Source organism: Allochromatium warmingii (assembly GCF_900107145.1).
Taxonomy (GTDB): Bacteria; Pseudomonadota; Gammaproteobacteria; order Chromatiales; family Chromatiaceae; genus Thermochromatium; species Thermochromatium warmingii.
This window is the reverse complement of record NZ_FNOW01000055.1, coordinates 1-18018: the sequence shown is the minus strand read 5'-3', so window position 1 is coordinate 18018 and position 18018 is coordinate 1. Positions and strand designations below refer to the sequence as shown.

Annotated in this window: 21 protein-coding genes and 1 pseudogene; 15 read left to right on the top strand and 7 right to left on the bottom strand. The window is 52.9% G+C overall.

The annotated features are described in order from the left end of the window. Positions 1–150: 150 nt before the first annotated feature. The 13 genes from BLW10_RS13870 (at position 151) to BLW10_RS12515 (ending at position 8420) form a co-directional block, all read left to right on the top strand. On the top strand, positions 151–1020 hold the full coding sequence (locus BLW10_RS13870; RefSeq protein WP_143117082.1) for a hypothetical protein: 870 nt from the start codon (positions 151–153) through the stop codon (positions 1018–1020). 128 nt (positions 1021–1148) lie between these two features. Then, positions 1149–1373: a type II toxin-antitoxin system RelB family antitoxin gene (gene relB / locus BLW10_RS12570; protein WP_091335191.1), complete on the top strand. Its 225-nt coding sequence runs from the start codon at positions 1149–1151 to the stop codon at positions 1371–1373. Next, complete coding sequence (locus tag BLW10_RS12565; protein ID WP_091335189.1) at positions 1357–1596, top strand: type II toxin-antitoxin system RelE family toxin; 240 nt, start codon at positions 1357–1359, stop codon at positions 1594–1596. Before relB ends, BLW10_RS12565 begins: the two co-directional genes overlap by 17 nt. An 83-nt stretch (positions 1597–1679) precedes the next feature. After that, positions 1680–1946 carry a DUF4160 domain-containing protein gene (locus tag BLW10_RS12560; protein WP_091335187.1) on the top strand — a complete coding sequence of 89 codons (267 nt, stop codon included), beginning with the start codon at positions 1680–1682 and terminating at the stop codon, positions 1944–1946. After that, on the top strand, positions 1939–2190 hold the full coding sequence (locus BLW10_RS12555; protein ID WP_091335185.1) for a DUF2442 domain-containing protein: 252 nt from the start codon (positions 1939–1941) through the stop codon (positions 2188–2190). The genes BLW10_RS12560 and BLW10_RS12555 overlap by 8 nt, the downstream gene beginning before the upstream one ends. A 112-nt stretch (positions 2191–2302) precedes the next feature. Beyond that, positions 2303–3061 (top strand): cytochrome c biogenesis protein CcsA, encoded by a 759-nt coding sequence (ccsA, locus tag BLW10_RS12550; RefSeq protein WP_091335183.1) that lies wholly within the window; start codon positions 2303–2305, stop codon positions 3059–3061. After that, positions 3058–3228 (top strand): heme exporter protein CcmD, encoded by a 171-nt coding sequence (gene ccmD / locus BLW10_RS12545; protein WP_091335182.1) that lies wholly within the window; start codon positions 3058–3060, stop codon positions 3226–3228. Before ccsA ends, ccmD begins: the two co-directional genes overlap by 4 nt. 12 nt (positions 3229–3240) lie before the next feature. Further along, positions 3241–3726 carry a cytochrome c maturation protein CcmE gene (gene ccmE, locus BLW10_RS12540; RefSeq protein ID WP_091335179.1) on the top strand — a complete coding sequence of 162 codons (486 nt, stop codon included), beginning with the start codon at positions 3241–3243 and terminating at the stop codon, positions 3724–3726. Beyond that, positions 3726–5711: a heme lyase CcmF/NrfE family subunit gene (locus BLW10_RS12535; RefSeq protein ID WP_091335177.1), complete on the top strand. Its 1986-nt coding sequence runs from the start codon at positions 3726–3728 to the stop codon at positions 5709–5711. Before ccmE ends, BLW10_RS12535 begins: the two co-directional genes overlap by 1 nt. A gap of 12 nt (positions 5712–5723) precedes the next feature. Next, positions 5724–6272, top strand: coding sequence for a DsbE family thiol:disulfide interchange protein (locus BLW10_RS12530; protein ID WP_091335175.1), 549 nt, complete (start codon positions 5724–5726; stop codon positions 6270–6272). Continuing rightward, complete coding sequence (locus BLW10_RS12525) at positions 6272–6763, top strand: cytochrome c-type biogenesis protein (protein WP_245709387.1); 492 nt, start codon at positions 6272–6274, stop codon at positions 6761–6763. The genes BLW10_RS12530 and BLW10_RS12525 overlap by 1 nt, the downstream gene beginning before the upstream one ends. A gap of 11 nt (positions 6764–6774) precedes the next feature. Next, positions 6775–7662, top strand: a complete 888-nt coding sequence (gene ccmI, locus BLW10_RS12520; RefSeq protein WP_245709385.1) for a c-type cytochrome biogenesis protein CcmI — start codon at positions 6775–6777, stop codon at positions 7660–7662. Between the two features lie 107 nt (positions 7663–7769). After that, the gene (locus BLW10_RS12515; protein ID WP_091335173.1) at positions 7770–8420 is read left to right on the top strand and encodes a trimeric intracellular cation channel family protein; all 651 of its coding nucleotides are present in this window, start codon (positions 7770–7772) and stop codon (positions 8418–8420) included. Between the two features lie 86 nt (positions 8421–8506). Here the strand turns inward: BLW10_RS12515 and BLW10_RS12510 are convergent, their stop codons facing one another. The 6 genes from BLW10_RS12510 to motA all read right to left on the bottom strand — a co-directional run bounded on the left by BLW10_RS12510 (position 8507) and on the right by motA (position 15163). After that, positions 8507–8896, bottom strand: a complete 390-nt coding sequence (locus BLW10_RS12510) for a zinc ribbon domain-containing protein (RefSeq protein WP_143117081.1) — start codon at positions 8894–8896, stop codon at positions 8507–8509. 68 nt (positions 8897–8964) lie between these two features. Continuing rightward, a complete protein-coding gene (locus BLW10_RS14565) occupies positions 8965–9309 on the bottom strand; it encodes a MerR family DNA-binding transcriptional regulator (protein WP_091335169.1) in 345 nt (114 codons plus the stop codon). A gap of 124 nt (positions 9310–9433) precedes the next feature. Next, a complete protein-coding gene (gene greA, locus BLW10_RS12500; protein ID WP_091335197.1) occupies positions 9434–9910 on the bottom strand; it encodes a transcription elongation factor GreA in 477 nt (158 codons plus the stop codon). A gap of 145 nt (positions 9911–10055) precedes the next feature. Continuing rightward, positions 10056–13265: a carbamoyl-phosphate synthase large subunit gene (gene carB / locus BLW10_RS12495; RefSeq protein ID WP_091335167.1), complete on the bottom strand. Its 3210-nt coding sequence runs from the start codon at positions 13263–13265 to the stop codon at positions 10056–10058. Between the two features lie 109 nt (positions 13266–13374). Further along, positions 13375–14280, bottom strand: a complete 906-nt coding sequence (gene motB, locus BLW10_RS12490) for a flagellar motor protein MotB (protein WP_091335165.1) — start codon at positions 14278–14280, stop codon at positions 13375–13377. Positions 14281–14308: 28 nt separating this feature from the next. Further along, positions 14309–15163, bottom strand: coding sequence for a flagellar motor stator protein MotA (gene motA, locus BLW10_RS12485; protein ID WP_091335162.1), 855 nt, complete (start codon positions 15161–15163; stop codon positions 14309–14311). A 133-nt stretch (positions 15164–15296) separates the two neighbouring features. On the opposite strand from motA, the gene BLW10_RS12480 reads away from it, so the two are divergent. Next, the gene (locus tag BLW10_RS12480) at positions 15297–16751 is read left to right on the top strand and encodes an HDOD domain-containing protein (protein ID WP_091335160.1); all 1455 of its coding nucleotides are present in this window, start codon (positions 15297–15299) and stop codon (positions 16749–16751) included. On the opposite strand, the gene BLW10_RS12475 is transcribed toward BLW10_RS12480, so the two are convergent. After that, the gene (locus BLW10_RS12475; RefSeq protein WP_091335157.1) at positions 16746–17012 is read right to left on the bottom strand and encodes a late competence development ComFB family protein; all 267 of its coding nucleotides are present in this window, start codon (positions 17010–17012) and stop codon (positions 16746–16748) included. The two genes, BLW10_RS12480 and BLW10_RS12475, sit on opposite strands and share 6 nt — an antisense overlap. Positions 17013–17114: 102 nt before the next feature. Between BLW10_RS12475 and BLW10_RS12470 the strand changes: the two are divergent. Continuing rightward, a pseudogene (locus BLW10_RS12470) lies at positions 17115–17930 on the top strand (sigma 54-interacting transcriptional regulator); the annotation flags it as partial. Positions 17931–18018 lie beyond the last annotated feature (88 nt).

Here is an 18018-nt window from a genome sequence, read left to right as displayed (position 1 = left end):
GTGAGTCTCAAGTTTACTTAGCGTCTAGTCGATTGTTGCTTCGCCAAATTTGCAATAATCAAGTTCGCTATAAATTAGCCGCTGGCTAGAAAAAACTGATTTGCCAGTTTCTAGACAGCCTCTAAGGTTGCGACGATGCTCGGAAGAAAAATGGAAGAAGGTGATTGGAATTTTGTTTATTGTAACGCAAAGCAAATTCCTGATATTGGTTGGAGTAACCTTAGCATTGATATTTCATACAATGGACTTGGAGTTGAGCACAAAATGCTTTGTATTCGTCGAGGTTCTTCAATCAAAGACGTTTGTGGAACGAGTTTAATGCATCCAGCAGCGACAAGATCAATTAGAATTCCAGAAGGTGAAAGTAACCCAAATATAGTATCAAGAGCCGTTCTTTTACAATATGGTGATTTGATTCGAGAACGAAGCCGAAAAGTAGCAGAAAAAAGCTCAAATGGAAAAGCCGATATGCGTACTGGATGGCTGCTATGGAAGGAACTTCTTGATGAATTCCTTTACTTTGAAGAACCAATGATACCACCAGATCCTGAGCAATTTTATGCTGAATGGAATCTTAACCCTTCAAAAGGTTCTCGAAAAGCCACGCGATCTCTTTGGATTTATGAATCAAAGACAAATGCAAAAAAATATTCAGTTACCACTACGGCAGGCGCAAAAATTCAGCCATATTTTAATGTGCCGTCTCCACGAGACACCAATCTTTACTATTTTAAAGTCCAAGGTAAAGTTATTGATGATAATCTCGTGGAAGTTTGGATTACACGAAGCACGGCACGGTTTCTTGAAAATCGAATAGGAAATCTTTCGACAGAAGAAATTTCCAACAGAATTCTTAAATACATTCCTAATAAATTAGAAAAAGGCAAAAACTCTTATATTCAAGCATCAGATTTAGCTGTTCCAATTTGTATTTCACTCCAAGCTTACCAACACTTGAAAAGCCTAGTTAAATATATTAGTGATGAGCAGCTAATTCAAAATTTTGCGCAAAATATTTAATATTAAAACAATTTAGGTAAATTTTGAGTTGTGCGCTAGCTAAATTAGTGATTTAGCATCAATCTCGCATTTGGCACACAACCCAACCGCCAAAAATAAATTATTGCGCTTTAATAAGGAGCAGCAGCATGTTAGCTATCGAACTTCCCGCTGACATCGAGCAGCGTCTTGAAGCGTTAGCGCAGGCTACAGGGCGCACGAAAACATTCTATGCCTGCGAAGCCATTCTTGAACATCTGGATGATCTTGAGGATTTATATTTAGCCGAACAACGACTGATCGCTATTCGTGCGGGAAAAACTCAAACTATTTCATTAGATGAGCTAATGCAGCGTTATGGTTTGGAAGATTGAGTTTGATCCAGCGGCTGAACGAGAATTGAGCAAGCTTGATCCACCTATTGCGCGTCGTATTTTGGCATTCTTGTATAAGCGTGTTGCAGCACTTGATGATCCACGCTGTCTTGGCGAAGCTTTGAAAGGATCGAAATTAGGCGATTTTTGGAAATACCGGATCGGCGATTATCGTTTAATCGTAAACATCGAAGATGCAGGTTCGGTTGGATTAATTATTTAACGTCAATCTCGCGTTTGGCACACAACCCAACCTAAGTTACTAACCTAGTTTCATTGCATCTTAATGAGATATGCTAAAGTAAAATGCCAGTTTTATCCATTTTCTTTGGAATTATCGTGCGTATGTGGCACGACGATCACCCTCCACCGCATATTCATGTTGAATATCAAGGATTTGAAGCCCTAGTTCAAATTGAAACAGGCCAAATTCTAAAAGGCAAACTTCCGAAAAAAGTTGCATCAATTATCAATGAATGGTGCGAAACTCATCGAAGTGAATTACTAGAAAACTGGAATCGCGCCCAGCGATTCGAGACACTTGAGCGTATTCGAGGAGCCGATCATGATTAAAATTATTGAAGCTAACTTTATAGAAAATGGATGCCTAGAACTCGCTTTTTCTAATGGCGCAAAAGGAGTATTTGACGTGTGGTTATATTGCTCTAATCGGCAAGGCCCGCTCCTCGAACCACTTCAATCAGAAAATTATATCAAACGCTATTTTATCGATATGGGCGCTCTCGGCTGGCCAAATGGCTTAGAACTATCCCCAGAACGTCTGTATGAATTATGCGAAATTAAACAAGCTGCGTAGTTGGAAATGTTGGACTGGCGATTTAACATCAATTTTGCATTTGGTACACAACCCTACCTACATGGCTTCCGCACCGTATTTAACTCAACCTCAAGCCTCAAATTAACCCCAAATGACTTTCAACTGGTTCAAATTCGCTTCACCTGCGAGCTTTTATCCGCTCGCTGGTCGTCTCATTCGCTCATTCTGGATACTCACCGGCGTACTACTGGTGATTGGTCTGTATTGGGGCTTTTTTCAGACCGCTGATCAACTCGGCGGCAGTAATCCTCAAAAAGAGTATTACCGCATTATCTTTATCCATGTCCCAGCGGCTTGGATGTCAATGTGGCTCTATATTGTGCTGGTGTTTTGGGCCGCGATTGGGCTGGTCTTTAATACGCGGCTGTCATTTATGATGGCCAATGCGGTGGCACCGACCGGCGCAGTCTTTACCTTTCTCGCGCTCTGGACGGGCGCATTTTGGGGCCGTCCGAGTTGGGGCACCTATTGGGATTGGGATCCGCGCTTGACTTCAGAATTAGTGCTCTTTTTTATGTATATCGGCTATATCGCGCTGCATTCGGCAATTGATGATACGCGCCGTGCTGATCGGGCTTCGGCGTTATTGGCGATTGTCGGATTAGTCATGGTACCGGTGATTTATTGGTCGATTAATTGCCCCGATCCAACGCAATGCGCGGCGCTGCATCAACGCTCAGGATTAGGCAAAATCGACACTAATATCTTATTTTCGATGCTAACCATGACGCTGGCATTTTGGATGTATTCTTTCGCCACGAGTTTAATGCGGCTGCGTTCGATTATTCTCACCCGCGAAGCTGAAGCCAGTTGGGTTCAGGAATTGGTGAGTCAGGAGCACCCACAATGAGCGAGTTTTTTGCGCAGGGCGGTTATGCCTTTTTTGTCTGGGGCGCGTATGGCATGGTGGCGCTCGTGTTGGTGGCCGAAGTGCTGCAATTACGGCTTCAGCAGCGAACTATTTGGGCGCGATTGAGTCGATTGGTGCGCTTGTCTCAATCTACGCACGCGGAGTAATCACGTTCTGATATGAAAGCACGACATAAACGATTCGTCTTTGTTGGTCTAGCGATGCTCGGAATCGGCGCGGCCTCAACGCTGGCCATTACCGCACTGAAAAGCAATCTATCCTATTTTTTCAGTCCGACTCAGGTGTTGGCCAAAGAAGCGCCTGCCGATCATGTGTTTCGGCTCGGCGGATTGGTCACCGAAGGTTCATTACAGCGACAGGGCACCGGGCTGACGGTCTATTTTGACGTGACCGACAATGCCGCGACCGTCAAGGTCGCCTATGAGGGCATCTTGCCCGATCTGTTTAAAGAAGGCAGCGGCGTGGTGGCCAAAGGTCGGCTCCGTCCTGATGGCGTGTTTCAGGCCGAAGAAGTGTTGGCTAAACATGATGAGGAATACATGCCGCCTGAGGTCGCCAGCACGCTCCAAACCGCTCATGCCGAGGGCGTGACCAATGCTGCCGCCGCCGCGCCTAATCCAGCTAACAGCGGAGCAACGAACTGATGGTGCCTGAACTCGGTCATTTTGCGCTGCTGCTGGCGTTGATGCTGACGCTGGTGCAGGCCAGCGTGCCGCTGATCGGTAGTTTTACCGGCAATCGGGCGTGGATGGCGTTAGCGCGGCCATTGGCGTGGGGGCAACTCACGTTCATTGGGGTCGCATTCTTTTGTTTGCTGATTGCGTTTTTGGACGACGATTTTTCGGTGCTCTATGTCGCGTCCAATTCCAATACGCTGATGCCGACGCTCTATAAAATCTCGGCGATTTGGGGCGCACACGAAGGTTCGTTGTTGCTATGGGTGCTGATGCTCGCCGGTTGGGGCGCGGCGGTGGCGCAATTCAGTCGCAATCTGCCGCTGCCGATGATTGCCCGCGTGATTTCGGTGCAAGCACTGATTGCGATTGGATTTTTATTATTCACGCTGCTGACCTCGAACCCCTTTGATCGGATTTTTCCGGCACCGCTCGAAGGGCGTGACCTCAATCCGCTGCTGCAAGATCCGGGCTTGGCCATTCATCCGCCGATGCTCTACATGGGCTATGTTGGCTTTTCGGTGGCATTCGCGTTTGCGATTGCGGCATTGATCGGCGGCAAGCTCGATGCAGCTTGGGCACGCTGGTCGCGACCTTGGACGACGGTGGCGTGGGTGTTTTTGACCATCGGCATCGCGCTCGGCTCGTGGTGGGCGTATTACGAACTCGGCTGGGGCGGCTGGTGGTTCTGGGATCCGGTTGAGAACGCATCGTTTATGCCGTGGCTGGTCGGCACCGCGTTGATTCATTCGCTGGCGGTGACCGAAAAACGCGCCGCATTCAAGAATTGGACGGTGCTGTTAGCGATCTCAACCTTTTCGCTGTCGCTGCTCGGCACTTTTTTGGTGCGCTCAGGCGTGCTGACTTCAGTTCACGCTTTTGCGACGGATCCGACACGCGGCAGCGTTATTTTGCTGTTTTTGTGCGTGGTCATCGGCGGTTCGCTCGCGCTCTATGCCTGGCGTGCGCCGACGATTGCGAGCGGTGGGCGCTTCGATCTGCTTTCGCGTGAGACCTTTTTGCTGATTAACAATCTGCTGTTGACGACCTTAGCGGTGTTGGTGCTCTTCGGTACGCTGGCCCCATTGATCTATGAAGCAGCGGGCTGGGGCAAAATTTCGGTTGGATTTCCGTGGTTTAACAAGATGTTTGTGAGCCTTGCGCCGCTGTTGGTACTGGCTACCGCGATTGGGCCGCATGTCCACTGGAAGCATGACGAGGCGTGGCGATTGGTGCGGGCGCTATGGCTCGCGCTCGGGCTGGGCATCGCGGCATTTTTCACCGTTTCGTTGCCGGGCATGTCCGCCGATCAACTGGCCAGCGGCTTCGGCGTCGGGATGGCAGTGTGGCTTGCGGCCGCGCATGGGTTGAGCCTGCTTGCTCGGCTCAAGCACAAGGGCGGATGGCGCGGCCTGAAAACCGATCTGATGGGCAATAGTCGCGGCTATTACGGCATGTGGTTGGCGCATCTGGGGCTGGCGGTCTTTATCGTTGGGGTCACACTGGTATCGATTTATGGCGCTGAAACCGATGTCCGGCTGTCGCCCGGTGCCAGTCACGAAGCATCCGGCTATCGCTTTCAATTTCACGGCGTGACCAGTGTGCCCGGGCCGAATTATCAGGCATTCCGGGGCGATTTTTCGCTGTATCGCGGTGAGCGCGAGATTGCGCAGCTTTATCCCGAAAAACGCAAATATGCCTCCGGCGGAATGCCGATGACTGAAGCGGGGATTGATGCCGGATTGCTGCGTGATATTTATATTTCGCTCGGCGAACCGGTCGGATTGCAAGGCGATTGGGCGGTGCGCCTCTATTACAAACCCTATGTGCGCTGGATTTGGCTCGGCTGTATTTTAATGGCCATCGGCGGCACGCTCTCGGCTACCGACCGCCGCTATCGCCGTGCGCAGCAGACTGCGCCCATTCCGGCTGGCGTTGCGCTGGCTAAAGCCTGAGTTTTTTTCATCATGAATACATCCGCTCAACGTGCGCTCATTCCGCTCGGAATCTTTTTGGCGCTGGCCGCGCTGCTGTTTTACGGACTGCACCTCGATCCGCGCAAGATTCCCTCGCCGCTGGTCGATAAACCGGCCCCTGAGTTCAGCTTGCCTGATCTTAAGGATCCAAATCGCATCCTGACCCGTGACATCTTGCTTGGTCAGGTATCGCTGGTGAATGTCTGGGCCTCGTGGTGTCCATCCTGCCGTCAAGAACACGCTGAATTGATGCGCTTGGCGCGTGACTATGGCGTGCGCGTGATCGGGTTTAATTGGAAGGACACGCGCCCAGCGGCACTGCAAATGCTCCAAAGCTATGGCGATCCCTATACCGTGACCCTCTTTGATCCGAATAATATCTCCGGCATTCATTGGGGTGTATATGGCGCACCCGAGACCTTTGTTGTCGATGCTGAGGGGATTATTCGGCATAAGCGCGTCGGGCCGATTGACGCGCAGGTATGGGCGGAAGAGATTCAGCCGATTGTGGCGCAGTATCAACAGGGTCAGGGTCAGTGATGAAACCACTCACACAGAGAACCGTCTTGACGGTCTTACCGCTGGTCGCGGCGCTGCTAACACCCCCGGCGCAGTCATTCACGCTCGAAGAATTTCGCTTTGACGATCCAGCGCGGAGCGCGGAATTTCGCGATCTGATTAGCGAACTGCGCTGCGTGGTCTGTCAGAACGAATCGCTCGCCGGTTCACAGGCCGGAGTCGCGCAGGATTTGCGCAAAGAGGTTTATCGCTTGATGCAGGAGGGCAAAAGTCGTCAGGAGGTGATCGACTTTTTGGTCGCACGTTATGGCGATTTTGTGCTCTATGAACCGCCGCTCAAAGCCTCAACGCTGGTGCTTTGGTTCGGCCCGTTTCTGTTTGTTGGGTTCGGTGCCTATCTGCTGGTGCGCACCTTACAGCGCAAAAAAGCCGAGCCAGAACAGGATCTGAGCGCCGCCGAACGGGCGCGACTGCAACAGCTTCTCGCCAAAACTGGCGATCAATCTGACTGACTTGAACCCTAATGATTATCTTCTGGATTCTCGCCGGCATCTTGCTGGCCCTTTCGCTCGTCTTTGTGCTCGCGCCGCTGATGCGCCCGACACCGCCGGATACCGCACCTGGTCAAGATCGGCTCAACCTCGAAGTTTTTCAGCAGCGCCTGCAAGAACTCGATGCCGATTTAGCCGCCGGTTTTCTCGATCAAGCGCAATATGATGCCGCTCGGCGCGATCTGGAGCGCGAGCTGCTCTATGATCTCGACGGCGCGGAAACCGCTGCTGCCACCGCGCCGCCGACCTCAGCCCTCAGCCGCTGGGCACTGGGTTTAGGATTAGCGGTCATCGTGCCAGCCGCGACCGTGCTTGCATATTTAGAATTTGGGCGGACAGATTTAATTGATCCGCCGCCCATTGCAGCAGTTGATACCGCTGATGGCAACACGCAAGCGGCATCATTAGAAGCCATGATTGGTCAGCTTGAACAACGGCTGGAACAAGATCCGAGCAATATTGATGGCTGGATGATGCTCAGTCGCAGTCATTTAGCGATGGGTCAGCTTGATGCCGGATTAAAAGCAATGGAACGCGCCTATGCACTCGCACCGAATGAAGTCGAGCTAAAAATTGCTTACGCTGAAGTATTAGGATTAGTCAATCCTAATAAAAGCTTATTAGGGCGTCCGGCTGAATTGATTGCCGAAGCCTTAGCGCAAGACCCGACAAATGCAAATGCGCGTTGGTTTTCGGGATTGATTGCCTTTCAATCCGGGCGCTATCAGGATGCGCAAACAACATGGCAAAGCATTCTTGAAACGCTCGATCCAGCGAGCGAAGAAGCGGGGAATTTGCGGCAAATGATGGACGAAGCCAAGCGCCGCGCTGAACAGACCGTGCCAGCAGTGACGGAATAGCGGCTGTATTGATCGTGTTTGTTTATGGTCAGGTCAGATGATGGTCACGCGGCGAATGCTACGTGACCCGCACATTGACCGCAAAAAACGCCCAAAGCTCGATAGACATGGATCACCTCAATCTTACACGCTTGCCGCTGGTGGCACTCGATCACCTGATGTACGGCCTCAGCTTGAGCGGCGTTGCGATGATGGCAGCCGCTGGGGTGCTGGAAGCTGGGCGCAAACGCTTTGATCTTTTCGGGATGGTGTTTATCGCGCTGGCCGCTGCATTGGGTGGTGGCTCGCTGCGCGATCTGCTGCTTGATCGTCCGGTGTTTTGGGTCGCCGATCAAACCTATTTGCTGGCTGCGCTGATTGCAGCGTTGCTGACGTTTTTTCTAGCGCGGATTTTTGCCCTGCCAGCACGTTTGTTTTTAATCCCCGACGCGGCTGGGCTGGCGCTGTTTACGATCAGCGGCACTAAAGCGGCGTTGATGTGGGGCGCACCCTGGCTCGTGGCCAGCTTTATGGGCGTGATTACCGGCGTCGTCGGCGGGATTTTGCGCGATGTGTTGTGTAATGAAGAGCCGCTAGTCTTTCAGGGGCCACTGTATGCGACAGCGGCCTGGGCCGGTGCCTTGGTGTGTCTCGGGTTGATGGCGTGGCAGATCAACCCGGAACACGCGGCACTTGCCGGCGGGGTATTGATTTTCGCGCTGCGCGTGGCCGCGATGCGCTGGGACATCGCGCTACCACGCTTTAATGGACGGTTGTAATGGATCGCGCTTGCGGCTGAACCATTGAGAAACCGTTGTGTTCTGATTCAATTTCGTTAATAAACTCTACAAAACTTGTAGAAAAATTAACGCGCACCCTCAATGAGGATGGGTGAATCCACCAAAGCTCGTAGAAAGATTCCACGAGCGCCATTGATGTCACGATTAACCGTGATCCCTTCTGATGTAATCGTTTTTGCTGACCCGATATTGAGCAATTTACCGTTCCATGAAACAGTTTTGCTGGTATAGGCTTCGCAAACTCGAATGATTCTTTTGCCTCGTTCAATACACTTCTGCTCAAGTCGCTGCCCAAACTTGTAATGGCTAAAAGACAATAGCGACCTGACAGATTTCTTGCGCAACTTTCTGGCTGTTTTAACAACCATCTGTTGCGTATCAAACGTAGGCAATAAGATTACATCAAAGTTATCAGTGAGAAATCTTGCTACTTTCCAATGCAATTCATCTATCAAGTTCTTTATTTTAACTCGAATTTGATTTGCTGCATTAGTTAGTGAGGTAGTGCCCCAATCTAAAGGATTTAGGATACGCTCAATCTAGCTAGATACTCATTCACTAGCGCAACTGATCCTACGAATCGGGGCACTACCCCAACGTCTTTGATAACTTCGGCTTCAGGGTACCTTTCTGACAAGTAGCTAATTTGTCGTTGCAAGTCGTCTCGTTGACTTGGAGAGGAGACGCGACAGTAGCACACGACGCGACGCTCCACGCTTCCCTCAATGAAAGCAGTAACATCGTATCGGCGTTGTCCTGACGGAGTACGAATTGCGGTGATTTTTCCACTGTCAGCGTAAGTTCTGAGCGTGCTTTGGCAGACGCCAAGCAATTTTGCAGCTTGGCGTCCTAGGAGATAGTTTGGCATGGCTTGTAGGGTTTGGTAAGTTCCATGCGCAAACTATCGCAGATCATGGACTATCGCGCAGCTCAATTTGACCGCTACACGCCGTGCAACAACAGCGGCGCAGCGCAAGACCACCGTCCTGATCTTAAATATACTGCACGTCCAAAATCTCAAATTCGCGCAGTCCGCCCGGGGCTTGTAGCGACGCAACATCGCCTTCCGACTTGCCAATTAAACACCGCGCCAGCGGTGAACCGACTGAAATCAATCCCTGCTTTAAATCGGCTTCATCTTCGCCGACGATTTGATAACAGTGCTCGGCGTCGGTTTCTAATTCCAGCACTTTGACGGTCGCGCCAAAAATTACCTTGCCAGTAGCTGGCATCGTAGTGACATCAATTACATGCGCGTGTGATAACTTGCCCTCGATGTCTTTAATGCGACCCTCAACAAAACTTTGCTGTTCGCGGGCAGCGTGATATTCCGCATTCTCTTTTAAATCACCATGCGCCCGCGCCTCAGCAATCGCTTCAATAATACGCGGCCGCTCGACCCGTTTGAGATGCTCTAATTCTTCACGCAATTTCTCAGCGCCTCTGGCGGTCAGAGGGACTTTATTCATCATGGATTTCCTCTTGATGTGAAAACGCCGCCGGAGAACAATTCTCCCAGCGGCGCTGACCCCTTGCGGGTCTTTGGGGCGTCGCGTCGGCGGTTTAGGCGCGACGCGCTGCCAGTTCAGTGCATGTTAGTGCATTTTAGTTCGTTCAATTCAAATCTTGTAACCGATTGACGCTCAAAATGTCCAGTTGCTTGAGCGCCATGCAGGTCGCCTCAGCGCCAGCGATGGTGGTGGTGTAGGGGACTTTGTGCTGAAGCGCGGCGCGGCGAATCGCCGCAGAATCAGCAATCGCTTTGGCCCCTTCGGTCGTGTTGACGATGAAGCTCGCCTCGTTATTTTTAATCATATCAACGATATGCGGGCGACCCTCGGCGACCTTGTTCACGCCAGTGCAGGGCAAGCCAGCGGCGCGAACAGCTTCGGCGGTGCCATGCGTGCCGTACAGGGTAAAGCCAAATTCGAGCAGATCGCGGGCGATCTGCACCAGTCGTCCCTTATCGGCTTCGCGCACACTGAGCATGGCTTTGCCGCCCTTGCGCGGGAGCAGACTGCCCGCACCTTCCTGCGCTTTGGCATAGGCTTCGCCGAAGGTCTCGCCCACGCCCATCACTTCGCCGGTCGATTTCATCTCTGGCCCCAGCAGGGTATCGACGCCCGGAAATTTGACAAACGGGAACACCGCTTCTTTGACGAAATAATGCTTGGGCCGCACTTCGCGCCGATAGCCCTGCTCTTCGAGTGACCGTCCGGCCATGCAGCGGGCGGCGACTTTGGCCAGCGGCACGCCAATGGCTTTCGAGACAAAGGGCACGGTGCGCGAGGCACGCGGGTTGACTTCGAGAATAAAGATCTCGTCCCCTTTGATCGCAAACTGCGCATTCATCAAGCCGACAACATTGAGTGCCCGCGCCATCTTGACCATCTGTTCGCGCATCCGATCTTGGATCGCTGGTGAGAGCGTGTAGGGCGGCAGCGAGCAGGCCGAATCGCCCGAGTGGACACCGGCTTGCTCGATATGCTCCATGATGCCGCCAATCAGCACCTCCTTGCCGTCGCAAATGGCATCGACATCGACCTCAATTGCGTCATCGAGAAAGCGGTCGAGCAGCACCGGCGATTCATTGGAAACGCGCACCGCTTCGCGCATGTACCGCTTGAGATCGCTTTCATCATAGACAATTTCCATCGCCCGCCCACCGAGCACATAGGACGGACGCACCACCAGCGGATAGCCAATCGCGGCGGCCCGCTCGACGGCTTCATCTTCGCTCCGTGCGGTGGCATTGGGCGGCTGGCGTAGCCCGAGTTCGTGGATAAGCTGTTGAAATCGCTCACGATCTTCGGCCAAATCAATGCTATCCGGTGTGGTACCAATGATCGGCACCCCAGCGGCTTCGAGCGCCCGCGCCAGCTTCAATGGGGTCTGACCCCCATACTGTACGATCACGCCTTTCGGCTGTTCTTTAGCGACAATTTCGAGCACATCTTCGAGCGTCAGCGGCTCAAAATAGAGCCGATCTGAGGTGTCATAGTCGGTTGAAACCGTCTCGGGATTGCAGTTGACCATGATGGTTTCATAACCGTCCTCGCGCATCGCAAACGCGGCATGAACACAGCAATAATCAAACTCGATGCCCTGACCGATGCGATTCGGGCCGCCGCCGAGCACCATGATTTTGGCGCGATCAGTGGGGTCAGCTTCGCATTCTTCTTCATAGGTCGAATACATATAGGCGGTGCTGGAGGCGAACTCAGCCGCACAGGTATCCACGCGCTTGTAGACCGGATGTAATCCCAGCTCATGCCGCAGGGCGCGGATTTCCGCCTCTGGTGCGCCGACTAAACGGGCAATGCGCCGATCTGCAAACCCCTGCCGTTTGAGTCCGCGCAGTCGCTCCAGCGTTAGTCCGGCGCGTCCGCCAGCACGAACAGCGGTTTCAGTCTGAATTAAATCTTCAATTTGCGCCAAAAACCAGGGATCAATGCGGCTTAATTCATGGATTTCTTCCAGACCCAGCCCAGCGCGAAATGCTTCAGCGACATAAAAAATCCGCTCGGCTCCCGCCTGACGCATTTCAAGCCGAATGGTATCGAGCGCGTCAGGATCATGGACATCAACGATTTCATCGAGTCCATAGCGGTCGATTTCTAAGCCGCGCAGAGCTTTTTGTAATGACTCTTGGAAGGTGCGTCCAATTGCCATCACTTCGCCGACTGATTTCATTTGCGTCGTCAGCCGCGCATCAGCGAGCGGGAATTTCTCGAAGGCAAAACGCGGAATTTTCGTGACAACATAATCAATCGTCGGCTCAAATGATGCTGGTGTTGCGCCGCCGGTAATCTCATTGCGCAATTCATCCAGCGTATAGCCCACCGCAAGCTTGGCGGCGACCTTCGCAATCGGAAAGCCGGTCGCTTTTGAAGCTAGTGCCGAAGAACGCGAAACACGCGGATTCATTTCAATTACAATCATGCGCCCATTTTCCGGGTTGATTGCAAATTGCACATTCGAGCCGCCGGTATCGACGCCAATTTCGCGCAATACCGCCAGCGAAGCGTTGCGCATGATTTGATATTCTTTATCAGTGAGCGTCTGCGCCGGCGCGACGGTAATCGAGTCGCCAGTATGCACGCCCATCGGATCGAGATTTTCAATCGAGCAAATAATAATGCAATTATCGGCATGATCGCGGACGACTTCCATTTCGTATTCTTTCCAGCCGAGAACTGATTCTTCAATTAGCAATTCTTTGGTCGGCGATAAATCCAACCCACGGCGGCAGATTTCTTCAAATTCTTCCTGATTATAGGCAATCCCGCCGCCACTGCCGCCCATCGTAAAAGATGGACGAATAATGGTCGGAAACCCAATTGGCGCTTGCACTTGAATCGCTTCTTCCAGACTATGCGCAATCGCTGAACGCGGCATATCCAAGCCGATTTTACGCATCGCCTGCCGGAATAAATCGCGATCTTCAGCTTTATCAATCGCCTCACGGGATGCGCCGATCAATTCCACGCCAAAGGTTTCCAGCACCCCTTCGCGCACTAAATCGAGCGCACAATTCAGCGCCGTCTGACCGCCCATTGTTGGCAAGAGCGCATCGGGGCGCTCGCGCTCAATAATGGCGGCCACCGCACGCCAGGTAACCGGCTCGATATAGGTCGCGTCGGCCATTTCGGGGTCGGTCATAATAGTGGCCGGATTGGAATTAACCAAAATGACCCGATAGCCCTCTTCGCGTAGTGCTTTACAGGCTTGTGCGCCGGAATAATCGAATTCGCACGCTTGACCGATAACAATGGGGCCGGAGCCAATGATCAAAATACTATGGATGTCGGTACGCTTGGGCATGGGGTCTCACGCGGGGGTTCGGAAGGTGGGCGATGTCGGTCGCGCACGCGGGCAGTGAAAGCGTTGCAGCGTTCACCGCCACACAACGCTAGATCGATACGACTGCGCATCAATCAATCATACGCGGGGCAAGCAGACTCGGCAGCTCGCTAGGCGGCAATTGGCTGTCTTGCTGAATGGCGGCATCAGTCTTTTTATTCATCACGATCAAGCTGATGCGCCGATTGATCGGATTATTTGGATCGCTTTTATCAAAGGGGACGGTTTCAGCCAAGCCGACCACGCGCCCAATTTTTTCAGCCTGCATTCCGCCTTCGATTAACATGCGCCGCGCTGCATTGGCGCGTTCAGTAGACAATTCCCAGTTGCTGTAATCGCCGGTAAGCGGGCGAGCATCGGTGTGGCCGGTTAAACTAACGCGATTGGGTACCTGATTGATTAACTGACCAAGCTCTTTAAGCAAATCGATTGTGTAAGGTTTGAGATGATTGCTGCCGAGATCAAACATTGGGCGATTTTCTTTATCGACAATCTGAATGCGCAGGCCTTCGCTAGTAATATCAATGAGCAATTGCTCTTTAAAAGACGATAAGAGCATATTTTGATCAATCGCGGCTTCCAGTGATTCTTTAAAGGCTGTGAGCCGCTGGAGTTCTTGTTGCGCAGCGACTTGTTCAATCTGATTTGGATCAAGCAACACCGATTGCGGCGATTCGGGGGCCATATCAATCGCGCCTTCAAAATCAATAATCGATGCTGCCGAGCCGCTACCCTCACCTTGATTTTGCGATGGCGCGGTGCTTACACCGGAAAACGCTGAGGGATTATTAAAATACTCTGAGATCGCCGCTTTTTGCTCTTTGGTCGTGGTGCTGAGAATCCAGAGCACCAAAAAAAATGCCATCATCGCGGTCGCAAAGTCAGCAAACGCAATTTTCCAAGCTCCGCCGTGATGCGCCGCTTTTTTTACGATGCGCTTGACGACAATCGGCTGCTTTGATTCCTTCATCGCCATGATCTATTCGCTCCGATCTCAGTCGATCTTAGCGCGATCCTCGCAGATGCTGCTCTAATTCTTGGAAGCTCGGGCGCAATTCTGGCGACATGCTTTTGCGACCAAATTCAACCGCAACCTGCGGACTGTAGCCTTGCACATTGGCGAGAATGCACGCTTTGATGCAGATGAGATAATTCGTTTCTTCATCAGCACGGGATTCTAAATAATTAGCAATTGGGCCAACAAAACCATAGGCTAAAAGAATACCGCTAAAAGTGCCGACTAGCGCAGCAGCGACCAGTCCGCCAATTTGTTCCATCGGGCCATTCAGTGCGGCCATTGTATGCACAATGCCCAGCACGGCGGCGACAATACCGAAAGCGGGTAAACCATCGGCGACACGCTGCACCGAATGCGCGACAGCGGCGGCAAATTGATGGTGGGTTTGAATTTCGATATCCATGAGATTTTCTAGCTCAAATGGATTCATATTGCCGCTGACGACTAAGCGCATGTAATCCGAAATAAATTCTGTGGCGTGATGATCGCCGAGTAAAACAGGGTATTTTTGAAATAGATTACTGCTTTCGGGATCTTCAACATCGGATTCGATGCCCATCAGCCCTTCTTTACGCGCTTTATTGAACAATTCGTACATAAACCCGAATGTGTCCATGTAATGCGTTTTTTTGTATTTTGGGCCGGTAAAGAGTGCTGGAATCGATTTAAACGATTTAATCAACACGCTTGTTGAGTTAGCGATGATAAAGCCGCCGCCGGCTGCGCCCATGATGATGATCAGCTCGAACGGCTGCCACAATGCCATGATATGCCCGCCGCTGGCAGCAAATCCGCCCAACACCGAGGCGACAACGATGATCGAACCCAGAATGAAATTCACGAGATCAGCTATCCAAGCAGCTAGAGTGTTTGATGAAGATTCCGACGCCGCGTAACCGCTAATATAGCATCTACAGGCGGTGCCAGCGAACGCGATGGCATGTGAGTCTACAGCTTTATAGAGGATTGGCGGTATGGGATCAACATGGTGGAACACGCTGATCGCAGCGGCGCGGCTCGATGAGTTTCCGGTGCAAGACAACACGCGCCGTGAGTTAGCGCAACGACTCGTCGAGACTGAACTGCCATTGCGGCGGATCGCTGAGATCGTGCTCCACGATCCTGGGCTGGCGTTGCGGTTGTTGCAACAGGCCAATGCGCTGGTTGAGCATCGCTTTTTTCGGCGCGAAATCGTTACGCTCGATGATGCAATTCACATGCTCGGAGCGCGGCGCTTGCTCGACATCGCGCACGCTGCGCCGGTTGCTGAAACCGTGCTCGACACGCGGCGTTTGGAGCATTATCGGCGTTGCAGCGGGCGGGCGTGGCTGGCGGCGCTGTTGGCGCGGGATTGGGCTGAGTTAGCGCGGGATCGGGTACCGGCAGAGATTACGCTCGCGGCCTTGCTCAACGATCTGGGCGAGCTGTATTTGCTGGTGCATGGCGATGCGCGGATCAATCGGTATCTCACCATGCGCCAGCACCCAAATGTCTGGCCGCATGAGGCCGAATATGTCACCCTCAGTCTCAATCTGGAGGCATTGGGTTACAGTTTGGCCGCAGCTTGGACACTGCCCGAACTGGTGCGCGAGTCGATGCGCGGTCGCAATGCGCGTCACAGTCGCCCGCTGTTGGCGATGTTAGCGACCCAGTTGGCGCGGCACGCTTTCGGCGGCTGGCGGCACCCGACCTACAGCAATGATCTGGCATTGGTGGCCGAATTGCTGGAGTGTGATGAAATCGTGGTTTCTGAGCGCGTCGCGCGTGTTTTAGCGCAGTTCAATGCGCGGGCATTGATGTACACTTTGCAGCCATTAGCCGCTCTGCCGCACACGGATAGTCAGGATCCGCGCTTCTCGCTGCCGTTGTCGAGTGCGCCGCTGTTTTGTCTGGCACCGCACGCTGATGAGTTCAAGCAAGCAGCAACGGCGCTCATGAACGGCACGATTACGGATCGTGATACCCTGATTCAAACTTGGCTGACTGGACTGCATCGCGGTCTGGGATTGAATCGTGTGGTGTATGCCGCGTTCGATCCTGAGCGGCGGATGCTGACGGCGGAACAGACGCTTGGCACAGATTTTGAGCCTGGTTTCAACCGCTTGCGTCAGGCGGTCGCGGAGAGCGAATTGCTGGTCGCGCTGCTGCGTGCGCCCCAAGTGCTGTGGCTTGATGCGCACCAACACGCGGCGCAGTGGGCGCAGCTGCCGCCCGCCGTCAAGACCTTGACAGGCGTGGAAAGCTGTTTTCTGCGTTCGGTGTGGGTGCGCGGCCAGCCGCTCGGGTTACTCTATGCGGATCGCCGTTCACCGGCCTGTGCGCTCGATGCGCGGGCCTATCAGGGGCTACAGCAGCTTTCCGCCCTCGCTGAAACCGCTTGGGCGCGAGTGGAATCCGGTTCACGCTCGCGCAACACGTCGGGTTTATGAACGCTGACGGCGGCGAATGGTCGCCAGCGCAGTCGTCACAGCCGCGATAACTTCTTGGTGCATCAGCAACCGCTCATCATCGCTAATATGCGACCATAAATCGACGCAGTGGCGGATATAGCGGGCGGGCAGGCGATTGAGCGCAACACAGGCTAAATCGGCGACAAATTCGGCATCCTGTGCTTCCTCGCGCCCGGCGAGCACATCGTGAATCGCCTCCATGACGAGCTGTTCATAATAGTTCTGGATACTCGTAAGCATCGACAGTTAACCCCGACTCAATAGCAAGAACGACATCTTAGCAAAAGTACCCATAGCGGCTGTCTGTGCAACAGCGTGTAAGATAAAGGTAAACGCTCGGTGATAAAAATCGGTCTGTATGGCGACGCCGGCGCATCAGTAGCCACGCGCCATATCTTGGAATTTTTAGGCTGTCAGGTCTGTGAACTCGCCACGCTTGAGTCGTTGGCGAACACGGGTTGTCTGGCGCTGTGGGTGTGCGTCACGGCAGCCGAGCTGGAGCAGGTGCTTGCCCAGCCGTCGGTTGTCGCCGCACGGCTGCCGATTGTCTATCAGCCGCTCGCTCAACCCGCGCCCACCGATGCGCGAGTGTATGTCACACTCACACCACTCACGCCCGGCAGCGTGATTCAAATTTTGCAGCAACTCCAGGGCGCGGCTGAACCGGACATTCCGAATATTCCGCCCGCGCTCGATTTAATTGGTCGTCATCCGCAGATGCTGGCCGTAAAACGGCTGATCGCGCAGGTGGCCGGAACCGATGCCACAGTGCTGATTCTCGGCGAAACCGGCGCCGGTAAAGAGGTCGTCGCGCGCGCGATTCATGCGGCCTCGAATCGCGCCGAAAAACCCTTTGTTGCCGTCAACTGCGGGGCCATTCCCGGCGATCTGCTCGAAAGCGAGTTATTCGGTCACGAAAAGGGCGCGTTTACCGGCGCCTTTACCGCCCGTGCTGGACGCTTTGAACTCGCCGGTGATGGCGTGCTGTTTCTCGATGAAATCGGCGACATGCCGTTGCCAATGCAGGTGAAATTACTGCGCGTTTTGCAGGAGCGCACGTTTGAGCGCGTTGGCTCGAATAAGCCTATTCAGGCGAATGCCCGTATTATTTCTGCCACACATCGCAATCTCGAAGAAGCCGTTGAAGCGGGTTTATTTCCATATGAAAGGTTAAAACCCCCGTCTTTAGACGGGCAGATTTCATCTCCAACCATTGGCTGATAAGGTACGGCATCCAGCAAAACCG